At 60.2% G+C, this 19,559-nt stretch carries 19 protein-coding genes; 10 read left to right on the forward strand and 9 right to left on the reverse strand.

Annotation, left to right across the window (positions count from 1 at the left end):
• Window positions 1-24: 24 nt before the first annotated feature.
• The 3 genes from gluQRS to folK all read left to right on the forward strand — a co-directional run bounded on the left by gluQRS (window position 25) and on the right by folK (window position 3,045).
• Entirely contained in the window at window positions 25-936 is a 912-nt protein-coding gene (gene gluQRS, locus ACJ8IP_RS16745) for a tRNA glutamyl-Q(34) synthetase GluQRS (RefSeq protein WP_033644703.1), read from the forward strand.
• A gap of 61 nt (window positions 937-997) precedes the next feature.
• Entirely contained in the window at window positions 998-2,545 is a 1,548-nt protein-coding gene (pcnB, locus tag ACJ8IP_RS16750) for a polynucleotide adenylyltransferase PcnB (RefSeq protein WP_071883579.1), read from the forward strand.
• The gene (gene folK / locus ACJ8IP_RS16755; protein WP_004937558.1) at window positions 2,545-3,045 is read left to right on the forward strand and encodes a 2-amino-4-hydroxy-6-hydroxymethyldihydropteridine diphosphokinase; all 501 of its coding nucleotides are present in this window, start codon (window positions 2,545-2,547) and stop codon (window positions 3,043-3,045) included. The genes pcnB and folK overlap by 1 nt, the downstream gene beginning before the upstream one ends.
• A gap of 5 nt (window positions 3,046-3,050) precedes the next feature.
• Here the strand turns inward: folK and qseC are convergent, their stop codons facing one another.
• Both qseC and qseB read right to left on the reverse strand, forming a co-directional pair.
• Complete coding sequence (gene qseC, locus ACJ8IP_RS16760; protein ID WP_047573704.1) at window positions 3,051-4,409, reverse strand: quorum sensing histidine kinase QseC; 1,359 nt, start codon at window positions 4,407-4,409, stop codon at window positions 3,051-3,053.
• Window positions 4,406-5,068, reverse strand: a complete 663-nt coding sequence (qseB, locus tag ACJ8IP_RS16765) for a quorum sensing response regulator transcription factor QseB (protein WP_033651337.1) — start codon at window positions 5,066-5,068, stop codon at window positions 4,406-4,408. The genes qseC and qseB overlap by 4 nt, the downstream gene beginning before the upstream one ends.
• Window positions 5,069-5,234: 166 nt before the next feature.
• Between qseB and panB the strand changes: the two genes are divergently transcribed.
• The 3 genes from panB to panD all read left to right on the forward strand — a co-directional run bounded on the left by panB (window position 5,235) and on the right by panD (window position 7,433).
• Window positions 5,235-6,029 carry a 3-methyl-2-oxobutanoate hydroxymethyltransferase gene (gene panB / locus ACJ8IP_RS16770; RefSeq protein ID WP_042785355.1) on the forward strand — a complete coding sequence of 265 codons (795 nt, stop codon included), beginning with the start codon at window positions 5,235-5,237 and terminating at the stop codon, window positions 6,027-6,029.
• Window positions 6,030-6,052: 23 nt separating this feature from the next.
• The gene (gene panC, locus ACJ8IP_RS16775; RefSeq protein WP_033651336.1) at window positions 6,053-6,907 is read left to right on the forward strand and encodes a pantoate--beta-alanine ligase; all 855 of its coding nucleotides are present in this window, start codon (window positions 6,053-6,055) and stop codon (window positions 6,905-6,907) included.
• Window positions 6,908-7,052: 145 nt separating this feature from the next.
• Window positions 7,053-7,433: an aspartate 1-decarboxylase gene (gene panD / locus ACJ8IP_RS16780; protein ID WP_004937544.1), complete on the forward strand. Its 381-nt coding sequence runs from the start codon at window positions 7,053-7,055 to the stop codon at window positions 7,431-7,433.
• A gap of 36 nt (window positions 7,434-7,469) precedes the next feature.
• Here the strand turns inward: panD and ACJ8IP_RS16785 are convergent, their stop codons facing one another.
• The 3 genes from ACJ8IP_RS16785 to ACJ8IP_RS16795 all read right to left on the reverse strand — a co-directional run bounded on the left by ACJ8IP_RS16785 (window position 7,470) and on the right by ACJ8IP_RS16795 (window position 10,615).
• On the reverse strand, window positions 7,470-8,747 hold the full coding sequence (locus ACJ8IP_RS16785) for a polysaccharide deacetylase family protein (RefSeq protein WP_164106408.1): 1,278 nt from the start codon (window positions 8,745-8,747) through the stop codon (window positions 7,470-7,472).
• A 177-nt stretch (window positions 8,748-8,924) separates the two neighbouring features.
• A complete protein-coding gene (locus ACJ8IP_RS16790) occupies window positions 8,925-9,695 on the reverse strand; it encodes an ABC transporter permease (protein WP_033644696.1) in 771 nt (256 codons plus the stop codon).
• On the reverse strand, window positions 9,692-10,615 hold the full coding sequence (locus ACJ8IP_RS16795; RefSeq protein ID WP_033644695.1) for an ABC transporter ATP-binding protein: 924 nt from the start codon (window positions 10,613-10,615) through the stop codon (window positions 9,692-9,694). Before ACJ8IP_RS16795 ends, ACJ8IP_RS16790 begins: the two co-directional genes overlap by 4 nt.
• 211 nt (window positions 10,616-10,826) lie before the next feature.
• Between ACJ8IP_RS16795 and can the strand changes: the two genes are divergently transcribed.
• Complete coding sequence (gene can, locus ACJ8IP_RS16800) at window positions 10,827-11,483, forward strand: carbonate dehydratase (protein ID WP_015379031.1); 657 nt, start codon at window positions 10,827-10,829, stop codon at window positions 11,481-11,483.
• Window positions 11,484-11,520: 37 nt separating this feature from the next.
• Here the strand turns inward: can and hpt are convergent, their stop codons facing one another.
• Window positions 11,521-12,057, reverse strand: a complete 537-nt coding sequence (hpt, locus tag ACJ8IP_RS16805; protein WP_048234659.1) for a hypoxanthine phosphoribosyltransferase — start codon at window positions 12,055-12,057, stop codon at window positions 11,521-11,523.
• Window positions 12,058-12,155: 98 nt separating this feature from the next.
• A complete protein-coding gene (gene cueO, locus ACJ8IP_RS16810; RefSeq protein WP_042785357.1) occupies window positions 12,156-13,832 on the reverse strand; it encodes a multicopper oxidase CueO in 1,677 nt (558 codons plus the stop codon).
• A gap of 219 nt (window positions 13,833-14,051) precedes the next feature.
• On the opposite strand from cueO, the gene ACJ8IP_RS16815 reads away from it, so the two are divergent.
• The 3 genes from ACJ8IP_RS16815 to speD all read left to right on the forward strand — a co-directional run bounded on the left by ACJ8IP_RS16815 (window position 14,052) and on the right by speD (window position 16,208).
• Window positions 14,052-14,399, forward strand: a complete 348-nt coding sequence (locus ACJ8IP_RS16815; RefSeq protein ID WP_033644927.1) for a YacC family pilotin-like protein — start codon at window positions 14,052-14,054, stop codon at window positions 14,397-14,399.
• 123 nt (window positions 14,400-14,522) lie between these two features.
• The gene (gene speE, locus ACJ8IP_RS16820) at window positions 14,523-15,386 is read left to right on the forward strand and encodes a polyamine aminopropyltransferase (protein ID WP_164106410.1); all 864 of its coding nucleotides are present in this window, start codon (window positions 14,523-14,525) and stop codon (window positions 15,384-15,386) included.
• Window positions 15,387-15,413: 27 nt separating this feature from the next.
• Window positions 15,414-16,208: an adenosylmethionine decarboxylase gene (gene speD, locus ACJ8IP_RS16825; protein WP_004937510.1), complete on the forward strand. Its 795-nt coding sequence runs from the start codon at window positions 15,414-15,416 to the stop codon at window positions 16,206-16,208.
• A gap of 32 nt (window positions 16,209-16,240) precedes the next feature.
• Here the strand turns inward: speD and yacL are convergent, their stop codons facing one another.
• Window positions 16,241-16,603 carry a protein YacL gene (yacL, locus tag ACJ8IP_RS16830; protein ID WP_004937507.1) on the reverse strand — a complete coding sequence of 121 codons (363 nt, stop codon included), beginning with the start codon at window positions 16,601-16,603 and terminating at the stop codon, window positions 16,241-16,243.
• Between the two features lie 139 nt (window positions 16,604-16,742).
• Entirely contained in the window at window positions 16,743-19,340 is a 2,598-nt protein-coding gene (gene acnB, locus ACJ8IP_RS16835) for a bifunctional aconitate hydratase 2/2-methylisocitrate dehydratase (protein WP_033644692.1), read from the reverse strand.
• Between the last annotated feature and the right edge of the window lie 219 nt (window positions 19,341-19,559).

Here is a 19,559-nt window from a genome sequence, read left to right on the forward strand (position 1 = left end):
AAAAGGGAACCCCTCCCCTCTGATATGCAAGAAAGTCATTATGTGGGGCGCTTTGCCCCATCGCCTTCCGGGGATCTGCATTTCGGCTCGCTGATTGCCGCTCTGGGAAGCTACCTTCAGGCTCGCGCCCAACGCGGGCAGTGGCTGGTTCGCATCGAAGATATCGACCCGCCGCGCGAAGTCCCCGGCGCCGCCGCTCGCATCCTGTCCGCGCTGGAACATTATGGTCTCCACTGGGACGGCCAGGTCATCTATCAATCCCAACGTCACGACGCCTATCGCGCCGCGCTGGATCTGTTGCAGCGCCAGGGGCTCAGCTATTACTGCACCTGCACCCGCAGCCGCATCCAGCAAATCGGCGGATTGTACGACGGCCACTGCCGCGATTTGCAGCTCGGCCCGCAGGGCGCCGCCATCCGCTTGCGTCAGACCGCCCCCGTTTACCGGTTCCACGATCGCCTGCAGGGAGAATTGCACGCCGATCCGGCGCTGGCGGGAGAAGACTTTATCATTCGCCGCCGCGACGGGCTGTTCGCTTACAACCTGGCGGTGGTGATCGACGACCATTTTCAGGGCGTGACCGAGATTGTCCGCGGCGCCGATCTGATCGAACCGACGGTGCGCCAAATTGCCCTTTACCGCCAGCTGCAGGCGCCGGTGCCCGCCTATGTGCATCTGCCGCTGGCGCTGGGCGCCAACGGCATCAAACTGTCGAAGCAAAACCATGCGCCGGCGTTGCCCGCTGGCGATCCGCGCCCGGTGCTGATCGCCGCGCTGAAATTTCTGCGCCAACCGCTGCCGGAAAGCTGGCAAGATCTTGACCTGCCATTATTATTGAGCTGGGCGATCGAACACTGGCGGTTGGAAAACGTGCCGCGTCAGGAGGCTATCCCTCTGGATGAAAACACGCCGGCATTCTCAAAGGAGCCATGGTGAGCTATGATTAGCCGCTATTTTTTGTTAGCTCCATTTTTATCAGTCACTATCGAGGTGTACCATTTTTACCCGAGTAGCCAACTTCTGTCGTAAGGTACTGACCCGCGATGACAAGCTGCCCCGCGACGACGCGGCGGCCGGCGATAAAAACGTAGTCCGCGAAGAGCGTGCCGCGGCGCCAAGCCGCCCTGCGCCGCAGCCGCGCGCCGCCGATAACGGCAGCAACGCCCCTGCCCGCCGCTCAACGCCGCGCAAGCGTCCGCCTTTCCCCCTCGCCGAGAGCAACGACTCGATGACCGTGATCCCGCGCGAACAACACTCGATTTCGCGCAAAGACATCAGCGAGAATGCGCTGAAAGTGCTTTATCGCCTGAACAAGTCAGGCTACGAGGCTTATCTGGTCGGCGGCGGGGTGCGCGATCTGTTGCTCGGCAAAAAGCCGAAAGACTTCGACATCACCACCAACGCCACGCCGGAGCAAGTGCGCAAGCTGTTCCGCAACTGCCGCCTGGTCGGCCGCCGCTTCCGTCTGGCGCACGTGATGTTCGGGCCGGAGATCATCGAAGTGGCCACCTTCCGCGGTCACCACGAACAGAATCAGGAATCCGACAAGAATTCCTCCCAGCAGGCGCAAAACGGCATGCTGCTGCGCGACAACATCTTCGGTTCGATCGAGGAAGACGCCCAGCGCCGTGATTTCACCATCAACAGCCTGTACTACGGCGTGGCGGATTTCACCCTGCGCGATTACGTCGGCGGCCTGAACGATCTGAAACAAGGCGTGATCCGCCTGATCGGCGATCCGGAAACCCGTTACCGCGAAGATCCGGTGCGCATGTTGCGCGCGGTGCGCTTCGCCGCCAAGCTGGATATGCGCATCAGTGAAGAGACCGCCGAGCCGATCCCGCGTCTGGCTTCTCTGCTGCATGAGATCCCACCGGCGCGCCTGTTCGAAGAATCCCTCAAGCTGCTGCAGGCGGGTTACGGTTTCCAGACCTACCTGAAGCTGTGCGAATATCAGCTGTTCCAACCGCTGTTCCCGCTGATCGCCCGCAACTTCACGCCGAACCACGATACGCCGATGGAGCGCATTCTGGTGCAGGTGCTTAAGAACACCGATCATCGCCTGCAGAACGACATGCGCGTCAACCCGGCCTTCCTGTTTGCCGCCATGCTGTGGTACCCGCTGCTGGAGCACGCGCAGAAACTGGCGCAGGAAAGCGGCCTGGCGTACTACGACGCCTTCGCGCTGGCGATGAACGATGTGCTCGACGAGCAGTGCCGCTCGCTGGCGATCCCGAAACGCATTACCACGCTGGTGCGCGATATCTGGCAGCTGCAGCTGCGCCTGTCTCGTCGTCAGGGCAAACGCGCGCACAAACTGATGGAACATCCGAAATTCCGCGCCGCCTATGATTTGCTGGCGCTGCGTGCGGAAGTGGAAGACAATCAGGAGATGCTGCGTCTGGCCGAGTGGTGGGGTGAGTTCCAGGACGCCACGCCGGCGCGGCAGAAAGCCATGTTGAGCACCCTGGGTGACGATCCGGCGCCGCGTCGCGCGCGTCAACGCCGTCCTCGTCGCCGGGCACCGCGTAAAGAAGGGGCATAATGATCCGCGTTTATATCGCGCTGGGCAGCAACCTGGCGCAGCCGCTGCAACAGGTTAACGCCGCGCTGGAGGCGCTGGAGCATCTCCCGCGCACCCGGCTGGTCACCTGTTCTTCGTTTTACCGCACCAAGCCGCTGGGGCCGCAAAACCAGCCGGACTTTCTCAACGCGGTGGTGGCGCTGGATACCCTGTTGCCGCCCGAACAGCTGCTCGACCATACCCAGGCGATAGAACGCAATCAGGGGCGCGTGCGCAAGGATGAACGCTGGGGGCCGCGCACGCTCGATTTAGACATCATGCTGTACGGCGACAAGGTGATCCATACCGATCGCCTGACCGTACCGCATTATGGCCTGAAAGAGCGCGAATTCATGCTCTACCCGCTGGCGGAAATCGCCCCCGATCTGATTTTCCCCGATGGCGAACCGCTCGCCAGCTGCCTCAAGCGCGTGCCGGAAAACGGCATGGCGCTGTGGCACTCGCCAAAACCGAAATCCTGACCCGCCTACAGCGCCAGCCGCGCGACGAACCCGCCTGTCGGGCGATTGGCGAAACTGACCTGTAAACCATGCAAGCCGGCGATACGCTGCACGATCGATAACCCCAGCCCGCTGCCGGTTTGCTCCTGTCCCGGCGGGCGATAGAAGCGTTCCCCCAACCGCGCCAGATGCTCTGTCGTCACCCCCGGCCCCTCATCCTCTACCGTCAGCGAGCGCTCGCTCAACGTCACGGTGACCGCGCCGCCCTGCGGGGTGTAACGCACCGCGTTGTCCAGCAAGTTGCGCAATAACAGTGACAGCAGCAAGGTCTGCCCCTGACGCACCGGCGGCGTTCCCTGCTGTTCATAACGCAGCGTCACGCCCGCCGCATGAGCCAGCCGATCCTGTTCCGCCAGGGTCATCATCACCAGTTCGTTCCAGTCAATGGGCGCCAGCTCGGCCAGATCCGACAGCGAATCCAGCCGCGACAACGTCAACAGCTGATCCACCAGCCGGGTGGCGCGATCGATGCCGACCGTCAGATTGTCCAGCGCGTGCTCGCGCATCGGCGCATCCTCCCCCGCCAACTGCACCACTTCGGTCTGCACCCGCAATGCCGCCAGTGGGCTGCGCAATTCGTGCGCGGCATCGGAGGTGAAACGCCGCTCCCGCACCAGCAACGCATTGATGCGGGCGAACAGCGCGTTGAGCGCATCCACCAGCGGGCGCACCTCGGTTGGCACCTGGCGCGCATCCAGCGGCGTGGCGTCATCGGGCGCGCGCCGACGCAAACCGGCGGCCACCGCACGCAGCGGCCGCAGCTCGCGCCCGACCATCAGCGCAATCAGCAACATCAGCACCGGCAGCGTCGCCAGCCAGGGCACCAATTGGCCGGTCACCATGCCCAGCGCCATATCGCGCCGGTAATCCCACTCCTGGCCGACCACGATGCGGTAGCGCCCGTCGGGGCTGGTCAACCATACCAGGCGCCAACTGTCGTCATCGCCTTTGCGTTCGCCGTCGGTAAAACCTTCACGCTCCCCGTCAAACAGGAAGTCGGCACCGTTCTCGCCGTCGTTGAGCAGCATCTTGCCTTGGCGATCGAAGATGGCGAACGCCAGCGCGTCATCATCTTGCTCGCCCCGTTTGCCATGATGCACCAGCTTCTTGGTTTTCGGCAGGCTGCGCGCGCTTTCATCGGCCAGCAGATCGCCGAGGTTGGCGGTCGCCAGCCGCTTGGCGAACAGCATCTGCTGGGTGTCGAACACTTCGTTGATGGTATTGCGCGACATCACCCAGGCCACCACGCTGGCAGTGCACCAGGTCAGCAGCGCCAGCAGGCTGAAAATCAGGATCAGACGCAGCCGCAGGCTGAGGCGCTTCACGGGGCATCCCCCAGCGTATAGCCCACACCGTGGATAGTACGGATGAAGCCGTTGCCCAGCTTGCGCCGCAGGTGGTGAATATGCACCTCCACCGCGTTGCTGCTCACCTCGTCGTCCCAGTTGTACAGCTTCTCCTGGATCAACGGCCGCGCCAACACGCGCCCTTTGTTGTGCAGAAACAGCTCCAGCACCGCCAATTCGCGCGGCGTCAGCGTCACCGGTTCGCCGTTGCAGCTCACGCTGCGGGTGGCGCTGTCGAACACCACGTTGCCGTGCGTCAGCTGTGGCATCAGTTGGCCGTGACGACGCCGGATCAGCGCCTGCAGGCGCGCCGCCACTTCGGCCAGCGCGAACGGCTTGCACAGGTAATCGTCGGCGCCGCTTTGCAACCCGCTGACCCGTTGCTCCAACGCATCGCGGGCGGTGAGGATCAGCACCGGCACATCCTGCCCGGCCTGGCGCCACTGGCGCAGGAGATCCAGACCATCGAGGCCCGGCAGGCTGAGATCGAGGATCACCGCGTCATACGGCGCGCTGCCCAGGGCGTTTTTACCAACCGCGCCGTCGGTGAACCAGTCCAGATTGAAGCCGAGTTTGGTCAGCCCGGCCTTGATGCCGTCCCCGATCAGTTTGTCATCTTCGATCAGCAGAATTCGCATGAGTATCCCTTTTGAGTCATGACGCCATTGCACCACAAGGTTCTTAAGAACCGCTTAAGCATGGCGATCCGCGCTACCCACCCCGATAGGGTTACAGTAGAATGGCTGCACTTTTTTGCAGCCTGGGCCTGCGTAAGCCGCACGGCCCGTTTCAGGAGACGTTGTGATGAAACCCACCACCGTGACCCATTTGCGCCAGTGGAAACAGGAGCAACGCAAGTTTGCTACCCTTACCGCCTACGATGCCAGCTTTGCCAAGCTGTTTGAAGAGCAAGGCATTAAAGTCCTGTTGGTGGGCGATTCGCTGGGCATGACGCTGCAGGGCCACGACTCCACGCTGCCGGTCACCGTCGCCGACGTCGCCTATCACACGCGCGCCGTGCGCCGCGGCGCGCCGGCCTGCCTGTTGCTGGCCGATTTGCCGTTCATGAGTTACGCCACCCCGGAACAGACCTTCGCCAACGCCGCCGAGCTGATGCGCGCCGGCGCCAACATGGTGAAACTGGAAGGCGGCAGCTGGCTGTGCGACACGGTGAAAATGCTCGCCGAACGCGCGGTGCCGGTATGCGGCCACCTGGGGCTGACGCCGCAGTCGGTCAACGTGTTCGGCGGTTATAAGGTGCAAGGGCGCGACGAACTGGCCGCCAAACAGCTGCTGCAGGACGCGCGGAATCTGGAGCTGGCCGGCATTCAGCTGCTGGTGCTGGAGTGCGTGCCGACCGAGCTGGCACGCCAGATCACCGAAGCGCTCTCCATTCCGGTCATCGGCATCGGCGCCGGCAACGGCACCGACGGCCAAATCCTGGTGATGCACGACGCCTTCGGCATCACCGGCGGCCACACGCCAAAATTCGCCAAGAACTTCCTGGCGCAAAGCGGCGATATCCGCACGGCGGTGCAACACTACATTCAGGAAGTGGAGCAAGGCCTCTATCCGGCGGCTGAACACTCTTTTAACTAAGCGATGGTTCCAGGAGTCACCCAATGATTATTATCGAAACCCTGCCGCTGCTGCGTCAGCAGATCCGCCGCTGGCGCCAGGAAGGCAAGCGCATCGCACTGGTGCCGACCATGGGCAACCTGCACGACGGCCATATGACGCTGGTCGATGAAGCGCGCGCCCGCGCCGACGTGGTGGTGGTGAGCGTCTTCGTCAACCCGATGCAGTTCGATCGCCCGGACGATCTGGCGCGCTACCCGCGCACGCTGCAGGAAGACAGCGAGAAGCTGACCCGCCGCGGCGTCGATCTGGTGTTCGCGCCGGCCCCGGCTGCGGTCTATCCGCACGGGCTGGAGCAGCAAACCTATGTCGACGTGCCGGGCATCTCCACCATTCTGGAAGGCGCAAGCCGGCCGGGCCACTTCCGCGGCGTTTCCACCATCGTCAGCAAGCTGTTCAACCTGGTGCAGCCTGATTTGGCCTGTTTCGGCGAGAAGGACTACCAGCAATTGGCGCTGATCCGCAAAATGGTGGCGGACATGGGTTACGACATCGACATCGTCGGCGTGCCGACCGTGCGCGCCAAAGACGGCCTGGCCCTCAGTTCACGCAACGGTTACCTGACCGCCGAAGAGCGCAAGGTTGCGCCGCAGCTGAGCAAAATCATGAACGCGCTGGCGCAGCAGCTGGCCAATGGCGAGCGCCATGTCGAAACGCTGTTGGAACAGACCGCCGAGCAACTGCGCGCCGCTGGCTTTACGCCGGATGAGCTGTTTATTCGCGATGCCGACAGCCTGCAGCCGCTGACGGTGGACAGCCAACGGGCGGTGGTGCTGATGGCCGCCTGGCTGGGCAAAGCGCGGCTTATCGACAACCAGCAGGTTGACCTGACGCTGTAAGTCATTTTTTATACTGTCGTCATCCTGCCGCCCTGACCATAGGTAGACAATGGCGGAACGATCGGTGACGATAGAGATTGCAGGGATGCAGGAGAGATGTTCAACCCCAACGCCTGTGAAGGCCGATATTCAGTTAGGTAAAGCTATGATACGTACTATGCTGCAAGGCAAGCTGCATCGCGTCAAAGTCACTCAGGCTGACTTGCACTATGAAGGATCCTGCGCCATCGATCAGGACTTCCTGGAAGCGGCCGGCATTCTGGAATATGAAGCGATCGATATCTACAACGTGGATAACGGCCAGCGCTTCTCCACCTACGCCATCGCCGCCGAGCGCGGTTCGCGCATTATTTCGGTCAACGGCGCCGCCGCGCGCTGCGCCTGCGTGGGCGACAAACTGATCATCTGCTCCTATGTGCAAATGACCGACGCCGACGCCCGCCAACATCACCCGAAGGTCGCCTATTTCGAGGGTGACAACAACCTGCAGCGCAAGGCGAAAGCCGTGCCGGTTCAGGTCGCCTGACGGTAAAACGGGCGCCTCGCGCGCCCGTTCTTTTCCTTACTGCACCACCGTGCCCGGCTTGTTGGCTATCCGATCCGCCATGGTCTGGATCGAGTCGGTGCGCAGAATATACAGCCGCTTCAACGTATAGGGATTATCCCCCGGCTTCACCTTGCCCTGCACCGTGGTCACCGCCAGATGGAAACCGGCGTCCTGTGCCGCCTGGATAGCCCGCTGGTTATAGCCGCCGAACGGGTAGGACAGATACAGCACGTGCGGGTTGAACTGCGACAGCGCGCGGCGCGAGCGCTCAAAATCGAACTCGATATTATGCAGCGAACGGCTCAGCAAAATCGGCTGGCGATTGCCGTCGGTGCGATGCAGGAAGTGGGTGTGCGACTGCACGTCGAACACGTCCTGAATCTGCTTGAGCTCCGAGACGCTCATAAACTGCAGCGAGTCCGGGTTCCATTTCTGCGGATGGCGCTTGATGCGCGAAGAGATGATGAACGCCGTCGCGCGGAAACCGTAATCCTTCAGCACCGGGTAAGCGTAGCGATAAACCGACTTCAGCCCGTCGTCGAAGGTCAGCACGATCGCCTTGCCCGGCAGGTTGATCTGGTTCTTCAGGTAGGCTTCCAGCTGATACAGCGAAATGGTGTCGTAACCCGCCTGCTTCAGGTAGGTCATCTGGTTGCTGAACGCCACGTCTGAGGTGGTGGTCGAGGTGTGGCGGAAGCGTTTATTCTCTTCGTTTTTCAGCAGGTGGTGGTAAGTCAGCACCGGGATGCCGTTATCGATCTCACAGTCCAACTCATTGACGAACCCCAGCCGATCGCCGATGTTGACCTCGTACCAGGTGTTGTTCAGCCGGTCCTTCAGCTTGCCGATGATCGGATAGCGCAGGTTGCCTTCCAGCGTGCCGAAGACCTCGCTGTCCTTGTCCGCCGCGGTGTAAACGTCGATCGCTTTTTGAGTGATCAGATTCTGGTTGGTCAGCGGTTTGTTCAACTCGCCCAAATCGTCTTGCACCTTGCGCGACTTCTTCAGCTCGCGCACGTCGTCTTTATCGATAAAGCCGGTGCCGTGCCCGAATTTTAATTCATAGTATTCCGCATCCGCCGGGAACACCTGAATCAGCTGCCCGCGCTTCACTTCCCCTACCGGGATCACATGCTCGCCCACCAGCGAATAGACTTCGCTGTCGCGCTGCGCTTCCATGTATTCAGATTTAACCGCGCCGTCTTCCGACAGCAGATTCGCCAGGCTCACAGGGGAAACCAACGACATCAGAATGCCGAGTAACCCAGTCGCCAACTTGTATTGAGGCCGCATGATGATGTTCTGCTTACGAGTGCGTAATGACAAAAATGAAGGAAATGTGGAGCGCCAGCATAGCACGATTTGAACAGCGGGGAACTAGCGGTTATTTGAGCGATTCTATTGATTTACGCGCCGCCTGCGCCAAATCGGGAAAAGCGCCCCCGCCGGGAAAACGAGGGCGCATCAGGATCAGCTGCGCAGGCCGCGGCCGCGTTCGATCAGGTACCAGGACAGCAGGTAGAACACAGTGATAAACGCCACCAGCACCGCCATGGTGAACGCCAGCGGCACGTCGTTGATGCCGAGGAAACCGTAGCGGAAACCGCTGATCATATAGACGATCGGGTTCAGCTTCGACACCGCCTGCCAGAACGGCGGCAGCAGCGACAGCGAGTAGAACACCCCGCCCAGGTAAGTGAGCGGCGTCAACACGAAGGTCGGGATCAGGCTGATGTCGTCGAAAGTGGTGGCGAACACCGCGTTGATCAGCCCCGCCAGCGAGAACAGGATCGCCGTCAGCAACAGCGTCAGCGCAATCACCCACCAGGCGTGCACCTGCAGCGGCACGAAGAACAGCGAGATGATGGTCACCAGCACGCCGACGCAGATACCGCGCGCCACGCCGCCGCCGACATAGCCGGCGATCACCACGTGGGTCGGCACCGGCGCCACCAGCAGTTCCTCAATGTTGCGCTGGAATTTGGCGCTGAAGAACGACGACGCGACGTTGGCGTAAGAGTTGGTGATCACCGCCATCATGATAAGGCCGGGCACGATGAACTGCATGTAGCTGAAGCCGTGCATATCGCCGATGCGCGAACCGATCAGATTGCCGAAGATGATGAAGTACAGCGTCATGGTGATCACCGGCGGCACCAGGGTCTGGATCCAGATGCGCGCGAAGCGGTTCACCTCTTTGGCCCAGATGCTCTGTAAGGCCACCCAATACAAACGCGTCATGCTTTCTCTCCATTGCCGTTAACCAGGGTGACAAACAGCTCTTCCAGGCGGTTCGCCTTGTTGCGCATGCTCAGCACCTGCACGCCCTGCGCGCTCAGCTGGGCGAACAGGCCGTTCAGCCCCTGTTCACGCATCACCTCCACTTCCAGCGTCGAGGTATCCGTCAGGCGGCTGCGGTAACCGTCCAGCTTCGGCAGCGGGCTTTTCGCCGCCAGATCGAGGATAAAGGTTTCCGACTTGAGCTTGGCCAGCAGCCCCTTCATCGAGGTGTTTTCCACCAGCTCCCCGTTCTGGATGATGCCGATGTTGCGGCACAGCATCTCCGCCTCTTCCAAATAGTGGGTGGTGAGGATGATGGTGGTGCCCTGGGCGTTCAGCTCTTTCAGAAAGCCCCACATCGAGCGGCGCAGCTCGATATCCACCCCGGCGGTCGGTTCATCGAGGATCAACAGCTTTGGTTGGTGCATCAACGCGCGGGCGATCATCAGACGGCGCTTCATGCCGCCGGACAGCATGCGAGCACGCTCGTTGCGCTTGCCCCACAGGTCCAGCTGATTGAGGTACTTTTCGGCGCGCGCCATCGCTTCACGCCGCGTGACGCCATAGTAACCCGCCTGGTTCACCACGATCTGCAATACGGTCTCAAACGGGTTGAAGTTGAACTCCTGCGGTACCAGGCCAAGCTGGCGTTTGGCGTTGACGATGTCTTTATCGATGTCGTAACCGAACACCCGCACGCTGCCGGCGGTTTTGTTCACCAGCGAGCTGATGATGCCGATGGTGGTGGACTTTCCGGCGCCGTTTGGCCCCAGCAGGGCATAAAAATCCCCCGCCTCGACGCTCAGGTCGATGCCGCGCAGCGCCTTGACGCCACCGGCGTAAGTCTTGGTCAGCTGCGCTAATTCCAGTGCATAATTCATATGTAAAATAGTACCTTATAACGATGAGTATGCCGCCGCGCCCCCTGTTTGCGAGGCTTGAAACAATAACAATAATCCTAGCATCGACGGCGTTTTCACTGCGTCGAATCCGTGCGGTAAATGAGGTTGCACCACTGTTCCGATTTCCAAATTGTGACGCTTACCCTATATTACCCCAACGCAATCTGTTCGTTACGGGTCAATCACCTCCATGAAAGAAATCGAAGAGCTTATCGCCAACAACCAGGCCTGGTCGGCCAATATCAGTCAGGAAGACCCGGATTTTTTTGAACGTTTAGCCCAGGCGCAAAAGCCCCGCTTCTTATGGATTGGTTGCTCTGACAGCCGCGTTCCCGCAGAACGCCTGACCGGCCTCGAGCCGGGTGAACTGTTCGTCCATCGCAACGTGGCGAACCTCGTTATCCACACCGATCTTAACTGCCTGTCGGTGGTGCAGTATGCGGTAGATGTGCTGGAGGTCGAACACATCATCATCTGCGGCCACCTGGGCTGCGGCGGCGTGCAGGCCGCGGTGGAAAACCCGGAGCTGGGGCTGATCGACAACTGGCTGCTGCACATTCGCGATCTGTGGTACAAGCACAGTTCGCTGCTGGGCGAGCTGCCGCCGGAACAGCGTTTCGACATGCTGTGCGAGATCAACGTCATTGAGCAGGTATACAACCTGGGCCACTCCACCATCATGCAATCGGCCTGGAAACGCGGCCAGAAGGTGATGATCCACGGCTGGGTGTACGGCATTCAGGACGGCCGTCTGCGCGATATGGAAGTGCTGGCGACCAGCCGCGAGAGCCTGGAGATGGGCTACCGCAAAGCGATAGCCAAACTGAAGCAGGATAAAGGCGTATAATCCCGCCGCGGGCGCGGCAGGCCGCGCCCCACATCAATTACTCGTCCAGCAGCACCACTTTGCCGACGTACGGCAGGTGACGGTAGCGCTGGGCGTAGTCGATGCCATACCCCACCACGAACTCATCCGGGATCGAGAAGCCGACGTATTCGACCGGCACCTGCACTTCACGGCGCTCAGGCTTGTCCAGCAAGGTGCAAATCGCCAGCGATTTCGGCCCACGCAGCGCCAAAATCTCGCGCACTTTGTTCAGCGTGTTGCCGGAATCGATGATGTCTTCCACGATCAGCACGTCTTTGCCGCGAATGTCTTCGTCCAGATCCTTGAGGATCTTCACGTCGCGAGTGGTGGACATGCCGCTGCCGTAGCTGGAAGCCGTCATGAAGTCGACTTCATGCGGCACGTCAATCGCGCGGCACAGATCGGCCATGAACATGAAGGAGCCGCGCAGCAGCCCGACCAGCACCATGTCACTGCCGCTGTCGCGGTAATGTTCGGTGATCTGGCGGCCAAGTTCGGCGATACGGGTCTTAACTTCCTGCTCGGAAATCATTACGTCTACAGTGTGTTTCATAGTATTCAGGTCAGTTGCCGGAAGAAAGGCGCAGAGTTTAGCATAGCCTTTCGCCGGTGGCGACGCGAGCGCACCGCCACCTGAGCGACGGGCCGCGATCATTCGCCGACGGTAAAGCCCATCATCATGCCGGTATCTTCATGCTCCAGCAGGTGGCAGTGGGCCATATACGCATGTTCGCTGCTTGCCGGATGGTCGAAGCGCACCAGCACTTCGCTGCGCCAACCTTCGACGCGCACCGTGTCCTTCCAGCCGCTGCGATGCGCCGCCGGTGGTTTGCCGTTTTCCGACAGGATACGGAACTGGGTGCCGTGAATGTGGAACGGGTGCAGCATCATGTCGCCCTCGCCGGAAATGGTCCATTTTTCATACTGGCCCCGTTTGGCGGCAAACATCGGTTTGTTCATGTCGAAGGCCTTGCCGTTGATCATGTTGCCATGGCTGAAGTCGAACGGTTTGGCGTTGCCCTGCGCGCCGCCATGATCCATCCCTGCCATCTTGCCATGATCCATGCCTTTCATGCTGCTCATGTCGCCGTGGTCCATGCCCTGCATGCCGCCCTTCTCCATGCCCTTCATGTTACCGTGGTCCATACCTTTCATGTCTCCAGCGCCCGTCGCGCCATGATTCATGCTCATGCCGGCCATCGCCTGATGACCATAACGATCCATCAGCGCCTGCATGCCGAGCATATCCAGCTGCGGATCCATCATCAGCTGCAGCCAACGCTCCTGGATGCCGGCGGTGGCAGGCAATGTCGGCAGCTTCACCAGGCTGTCCGGCATGGTTTTGATGCCCTGCGCCAACGACGGCTGAATGCGCAACACCGGCAGCGGCCGATCGAACGGCGCCAGCGTCATGCCCATCTGTTTCACCGGCAACGTCACGATGTCGAACGCTTTCCCGTCGGAGGCATCGACCAGCACTTCAAAGCGCTCGCCCATCAGCATCGGCAGCTCGGTCAGCTTCACCGGTTCCGCCAGGAAACCGCCGTCGCTGGCGATAACATACAGCGGACGGTTGTCACTGGCCGCCAGATTCAGCGAGCGGGCGTTGCAACCGTTGAGGAAACGCAAACGCAGCCAACCGCGCGGCGCCAGATGTTGCGGGTACTGCGCGCCGTTGGTAAACATGCGATCGCCAAACCAACCCACCGCCGCGCTCATCACGTCCAGGCGATATTCGATCTGGGCATCTTTGCCCAAGCGCTTATCCTGCAGGATCACCGGAATGTCATCCTGCCCCCAGGTTTTCGGCAGCGGCAGTTTGGCGCTTTCATCGTCTTCCAGCAGCACCAGCCCCGCCAGCCCCATCATCACCTGGCTGCCGGTTTTACCGTGGGTATGCGGGTGGAACCAGCAGGTGGCCGCCGGTTGATCGACGGTGAAATTCACCGTGCGCGTTGCGCCGGGATGGATCAACGCCTGCGGGCCGCCATCGACGTCGCCGGGGATTTCCAGGCCGTGCCAGTGGACGGTACTGGCTTCCGCCAGGCTGTTTTTGATATCGACCGTCACCGGCTGACCCCGCTGCAGCTTCACCGCCGGCCCGAGCAGCGCGCCGTTGAATCCCCAGGTTTTGGTGGCGGCGCCGGGCAACCAGCGGGTTTCCCCCGCCTGCAGCGCCAGCGCAATCTTTCCCTGCGCGTCGGGCGTTAACAACGGGGGCACCGGCAGAGCCGGCCGCTCGGCCGCTAAGGCGGCCCGGCTCCATAACGGCAATGCGCTCGCGGCGCCCAATGCAGCGGTCAATTTAATAAAATCACGGCGTAACATCGCTGACTCCCTTTTCTCAGTGACATAACTCAACGCAGCCAGCCTAAACCTTCCCCCAGGCGGAAGGTCAAGCCTTTCCTGGCGGTATTTTAAGCTATGCCTCACAATCAAGAGCGCGCCGTGGGTGAGCGCTATGGCAGCGCCCGTCAGCAATAAAATTTGGTGCCTTTACAGACAAGTGTGGTAACGTCTGCAGACGACAAACAGGCCTATTTCATGATGAAAAAAACAACGTTAACGATGCTGTTGCTGGCGATGCTGGGCTTCTCCAACGCCAGTCTGGCGCTGAATGAATCCGAGGCGGAAGATCTGGCCGATCTGACGGCGGTATTTATTTATTTGAAAAATGATTGCGGCTACAACGATTTGCCAAATGCGCAAATCAAGCGCGCCATCGTCTATTTCGCGCAACAAAACCGCTGGGATTTGAGCAACTACAACAGCTTTAACATGAAGGCGCTGGGCGAAGACAGCTATCGCGATCTGAGCGGCATCGCCATTCCAACGCCTAAAAAGTGCAAATCGCTGGCGCGCGACTCCCTGAGCCTGCTGGCCTACGCCAATTAATCTTCCCCCTCGCCCGTCCGCCCTCCGCTCTCTCTGTCTGAAATTCAACCGTGCATCGCCAGGCAGAGTTAGCTATGATGTTGCGCCGATTTTTCATGGCTGTTATTACGGAGTTTCCCGCACATGACCCAGAAAGAAATTTGGTACGAAACGCTGCATACGGGCTTCGGCCAGTACTTTTCGGTAGAGAAGGTGCTGTACCGCGAGAAGACCGCTCATCAGGATCTGGTGATCTTCGAGAACCCGGTGCTGGGGCGCGTGATGGCGCTCGACGGCGTGGTGCAAACCACCGAGCGTGACGAGTTCATCTATCACGAAATGCTGACCCACGTGCCGCTGTTGGCGCACGGCCAGGCGAAGAAAGTGCTGATCATCGGCGGCGGCGACGGCGGCATGCTGCGCGAAGTCAGCCGGCATCCTGGCGTTGAGCAGATCACCATGGTCGAAATCGACGCCGGCGTCGTCGAGTTCTGCCGCCAGTACCTGCCCAACCACAGCGCCGGCGCCTATGACGATCCGCGCTTCAAGCTGGTGATCGACGACGGCGTCAACTTCGTGAATCAAACCGACGAAACGTTCGATGTGATCATCTCCGACTGCACCGATCCGATCGGCCCCGGCGAAAGCCTGTTCACCTCGGCGTTTTATGAAGGCTGCGCCCGCTGCCTGAATGAGGGCGGCATTTTCGTCGCGCAAAACGGCGTCTGTTTCCTGCAGCAGGACGAGGCGGTCAACAGCCACGCCAAACTGAGCCGCTACTTTAGCGACGTCAGCTTCTATCAGGCGGCGATCCCGACCTATTACGGCGGCATCATGACCTTCGCCTGGGCGAGCCAGAACCCGGCGCTGCGCCAGCGCGATCTGCCAACCCTGCAACAGCGCTTTAACCAAAGCGGCCTACACTGCCGTTATTACAACCCGGCAATTCACGTCGGCAGCTTTGCCCTGCCGCAATATTTGCTCAATGCCCTGAACGTAACACGTTAAGCGAGAAGATAAAGGAGGTGGCCCAAATTGCATAAGCTAAAACTGCACGGCTTCAACAACCTGACCAAGAGCCTGAGTTTTTGTATTTACGATATTTGTTACGCCAAAACCGCGGACGATCGCGATGGCTATATCGCCTACATAGACGAACAATATAACGCCAACCGGCTGACCGAGATCCTGAGCGAAACCTGCTCGATCATCGGCGCCAATATTCTGAACATCGCGCGTCAGGACTACGAGCCGCAGGGCGCCAGCGTCACCATCCTGGTCAGCGAAGAGCCGATCGATCCGAAAGACGTCGATACGTCGGAACACCCCGGTCCGCTGCCGAATACGGTCGTCGCGCACCTGGACAAGAGCCATATCTGCGTGCACACCTACCCGGAAAGCCATCCGGAAGGCGGGCTGTGCACCTTCCGCGCCGATATCGAGGTCTCGACCTGCGGCGTCATTTCGCCCCTCAAGGCGCTGAACTACTTAATTCACCAGCTGGAATCCGACATCGTCACCATGGACTATCGCGTGCGCGGTTTTACCCGCGACGTGAACGGCGTGAAACATTACATCGATCATGAGATCAATTCGATCCAGAACTTTATGTCGGAAGACATCAAGGCGCTGTACCACATGATGGACGTGAACGTTTACCAGGAAAATATCTTCCATACCAAGATGTTGCTGAAGGATTTCGATCTGAAGCACTACCTGTTTAACGCGGAGCCGGAGGCGTTGAGCGCAGCCGAACGCAAGCAGATCACCGATCTGTTATGGAAAGAGATGCAGGAAATCTATTACGGCCGCAATATTCCGCATCTGTGATGGAAAGGGCGCGCCGCGCCGCGCCCTGATGCTTAGTACTTCAGCATGAAAGAACGATAGGCCTTCAACACCAGCAGGAAATCCTCAACGCCGCAGAATGAGAGGCTTTCTTCGTCGTAGTAGTTCATCCCCTCTTCCATTTCGTCGCCCTCGAACTCCAGCTGATTGGCGCGGATCATCACTTCTTCACCATCCATCAGCAGCGTATATTCATGGCCTTCCAGCTGCCATTGGCGCTCGCTGCCTTTGACCTCGGCCGCGCCGGCTTCAATGCGGTCCAGCAGGTTGAAATCGCCTTTGACTTCTTCATTGATCCAGTGGCCAATCGCTTCATGCCCCATCGAAAATCTGACGATCACCTGACCGGTGACGTCACGCAGAAATTCGTAATCCATAGCATGCCCTCCTGAGCCCTTTTTCTTAGTGTAAACATAAATGGCGGACTAACTCAGTGAGCGCTCGCAAAGTTGGCAACTGAGCAAAATAAAACGGGAGGCCAAGGCCTCCCGTTAAACAGTTGCGCAATATAGCGGCTTACACGGCGGTTTGGAAGATCACGCCGTCGGCTTTTTCGGTGTACTGGCCCAGCTGGTCAAAGTTCAGGTAGCGGTAGGTATCCGCCGCCGTCTTATCGACCTGCGCCATATAGGTCTGGTACTCGTCCGGCGTCGGCAGGCGGCCCAGCAGGGACGCTACCGCGGCCAGTTCGGCAGACGCCAGATAGACGTTGGCGCCGGTGCCCAGACGGTTCGGGAAGTTACGGGTTGAGGTGGAAACCACCGTCGCGCCGTCCGCCACGCGCGCCTGGTTGCCCATGCACAGCGAGCAGCCCGGGATCTCGATACGCGCGCCGCTCTTGCCGAAGACGCTGTAGTAGCCTTCTTCGGTCAGCTGAGCCGCATCCATCTTGGTTGGCGGCGCCACCCACAGACGAGTCGGCAGCTGGCCCTTGTGCTGATCCAGCAGCTTGCCCGCCGCGCGGAAATGGCCGATGTTGGTCATGCAAGAACCGATGAACACTTCATCGATTTTGCTGTTGGCCACGTCAGACAGCAGGCGCGCATCGTCAGGATCGTTCGGCGCACACAGGATCGGCTCTTTGATCTCGTTCAGATCGATGTCGATCACCGCCGCGTATTCCGCATCCGCATCGCCTTCCAGCAGTTGCGGATCCGCCAGCCATTTTTCCATGCCCTGAATACGGCGCTCCAGCGTACGGCGATCGCCGTAGCCTTCGGAGATCATCCACTTCAGCAGCACGATGTTGGAGTTCAGGTACTCTTCAATCGGCGCCTTGTCCAGCTTGATGGTACAACCGGCGGCGGAACGTTCGGCGGACGCATCGGTCAGCTCAAACGCCTGCTCGACCTTCAGATCCGGCAGGCCTTCGATCTCCAGAATGCGGCCGGAGAAGATGTTTTTCTTGCCCTTCTTCTCGACGGTCAGCAGACCCTGCTGGATCGCGTAGTAAGGGATGGCGTGCACCAGATCGCGCAGGGTGATGCCCGGCTGCATTTTGCCTTTGAAGCGCACCAGCACCGACTCAGGCATATCCAGCGGCATCACGCCGGTCGCGGCGGCAAACGCCACCAGGCCGGAACCGGCCGGGAAGGAGATGCCGATCGGGAAGCGGGTGTGGGAATCGCCGCCGGTGCCGACGGTGTCAGGCAGCAGCATACGGTTCAGCCAGGAGTGGATCACGCCGTCGCCCGGGCGCAGCGAGACGCCGCCGCGGTTCATGATGAAGTCAGGCAGCGTGTGGTGCGTGGTCACGTCGACCGGTTTCGGGTACGCAGCGGTGTGGCAGAACGACTGCATGACCAGATCGGCGGAGAAGCCGAGGCAGGCCAGGTCTTTCAGCTCATCGCGGGTCATCGGGCCGGTGGTGTCCTGAGAGCCGACGGAGGTCATCTTCGGCTCGCAGTATTCGCCAGGGCGAATGCCGGCGACGCCGCAGGCGCGGCCGACCATTTTCTGCGCCAGCGAGAAGCCTTTGTTGCTGGCGGCTACCGGTTTGGCGATGCGGAACACGTCGCTGTGCGGCAGACCCAGCGCTTCGCGCGCCTTGGTGGTCAGGCCGCGGCCGATGATCAGCGGGATACGGCCGCCGGCGCGCACTTCATCCAGCAGCACGTCGGTTTTCAGCTCGAAGTTGGCGATCAGCGCGCCGGTTTCGTGGTTGCGCACTTCACCTTTGTACGGGTAAACGTCGATCACGTCGCCCATGTTCAGCTCGGACACGTCCACTTCGATCGGCAAGGCGCCGGCATCTTCCATGGTGTTGAAGAAGATAGGCGCAATCTTGCCGCCCAGCACCACGCCACCGCCGCGCTTGTTCGGCACGTGCGGGATGTCGTCGCCCATGAACCACAGCACCGAGTTGGTGGCGGATTTACGGGAGGAACCGGTGCCGACCACGTCGCCGACGTAGGCCAGCGGGAAGCCTTTCTTGTTCAGCAGCTCGATCTGTTTGATCGGGCCGACGCTGCCCGGCTGATCCGGCACGATGCCTTCACGTTCGTTTTTCAGCATCGCCAGCGCGTGCAGCGGGATATCCGGGCGCGACCAGGCGTCCGGCGCCGGAGACAGGTCATCGGTGTTGGTTTCGCCGGTCACTTTGAACACGGTGACGGTGATCTTTTCCGCCAGCTCCGGGCGCGACAGGTACCATTCGGCATCGGCCCAGGACTGCATGATCTGCTTGGCGTGCGCGTTGCCGGCTTTCGCCTTCTCTTCCACATCGTAGAAGTTGTCGAACATCAGCAGCGTGTGGGACAGCGCTTTGGCGGCGATCGGCGCCAGCTTTTCGTTGTCCAGGGCTTCGATCAGCGGATGAATGTTATAGCCGCCCTGCATGGTGCCTAACAGTTCAATGGCTTTCTCGGGGGTAACCAGGGGGGATGTCGCTTCACCTTTGGCGATGGCCGCCAGGAAACCTGCTTTGACGTAGGCGGCTTCGTCGACGCCCGGTGGAACACGGTTAATCAGCAGGTCTAACAGGAATTCTTCTTCGCCTTTTGGCGGATTCTTCAGTAGTTCGACCAGCGCGGCCATTTGGGTGGCGTCTAGCGGCTTAGGGGCGATGCCCTCAGCAGCACGCTCGGCTACGTGCTTACGGTATTCTTCTAGCACGACGTTCTCCTCGCTCTCATTGTCATTTATTGTGCCTGGCGTATATGCAAACCGGGTTTATACCCTTTGGGTTTCACTCTGTGGCTAGGCGATCGGCCCGTAAAGGCCCCGAAACGGTGATTGGGGCAAACAAGCACGGTCAAACAGCGTTACAGCATGAAAGACTGATGGGTAGAGCGCACGGCGATATTGATGCCATCTATCCTGACGGGGCACTGC

Source organism: Serratia sp. CY52157 (genome assembly GCF_052168495.1).
In the GTDB taxonomy this organism is placed as follows: Bacteria; Pseudomonadota; Gammaproteobacteria; order Enterobacterales; family Enterobacteriaceae; genus Serratia; species Serratia ureilytica.

Bases quoted from the DNA above. Each gene is read 5' to 3' on its own strand.
- gluQRS (WP_033644703.1), top strand. From the start codon at position 25: ATGCAAGAAAGTCATTATGTGGGGCGCTTTGCCCCATCGCCTTCCGGG.
- folK (WP_004937558.1), top strand. From the start codon at position 2,545: ATGATCCGCGTTTATATCGCGCTGGGCAGCAACCTGGCGCAGCCGCTG.
- qseB (WP_033651337.1), bottom strand. From the start codon at position 5,068: ATGCGAATTCTGCTGATCGAAGATGACAAACTGATCGGGGACGGCATC.
- panB (WP_042785355.1), top strand. From the start codon at position 5,235: ATGAAACCCACCACCGTGACCCATTTGCGCCAGTGGAAACAGGAGCAA.
- panC (WP_033651336.1), top strand. From the start codon at position 6,053: ATGATTATTATCGAAACCCTGCCGCTGCTGCGTCAGCAGATCCGCCGC.
- panD (WP_004937544.1), top strand. From the start codon at position 7,053: ATGATACGTACTATGCTGCAAGGCAAGCTGCATCGCGTCAAAGTCACT.
- ACJ8IP_RS16785 (WP_164106408.1), bottom strand. From the start codon at position 8,747: ATGCGGCCTCAATACAAGTTGGCGACTGGGTTACTCGGCATTCTGATG.
- ACJ8IP_RS16790 (WP_033644696.1), bottom strand. From the start codon at position 9,695: ATGACGCGTTTGTATTGGGTGGCCTTACAGAGCATCTGGGCCAAAGAG.
- ACJ8IP_RS16795 (WP_033644695.1), bottom strand. From the start codon at position 10,615: ATGAATTATGCACTGGAATTAGCGCAGCTGACCAAGACTTACGCCGGT.
- can (WP_015379031.1), top strand. From the start codon at position 10,827: ATGAAAGAAATCGAAGAGCTTATCGCCAACAACCAGGCCTGGTCGGCC.
- hpt (WP_048234659.1), bottom strand. From the start codon at position 12,057: ATGAAACACACTGTAGACGTAATGATTTCCGAGCAGGAAGTTAAGACC.
- cueO (WP_042785357.1), bottom strand. From the start codon at position 13,832: ATGTTACGCCGTGATTTTATTAAATTGACCGCTGCATTGGGCGCCGCG.
- ACJ8IP_RS16815 (WP_033644927.1), top strand. From the start codon at position 14,052: ATGAAAAAAACAACGTTAACGATGCTGTTGCTGGCGATGCTGGGCTTC.
- speE (WP_164106410.1), top strand. From the start codon at position 14,523: ATGACCCAGAAAGAAATTTGGTACGAAACGCTGCATACGGGCTTCGGC.
- yacL (WP_004937507.1), bottom strand. From the start codon at position 16,603: ATGGATTACGAATTTCTGCGTGACGTCACCGGTCAGGTGATCGTCAGA.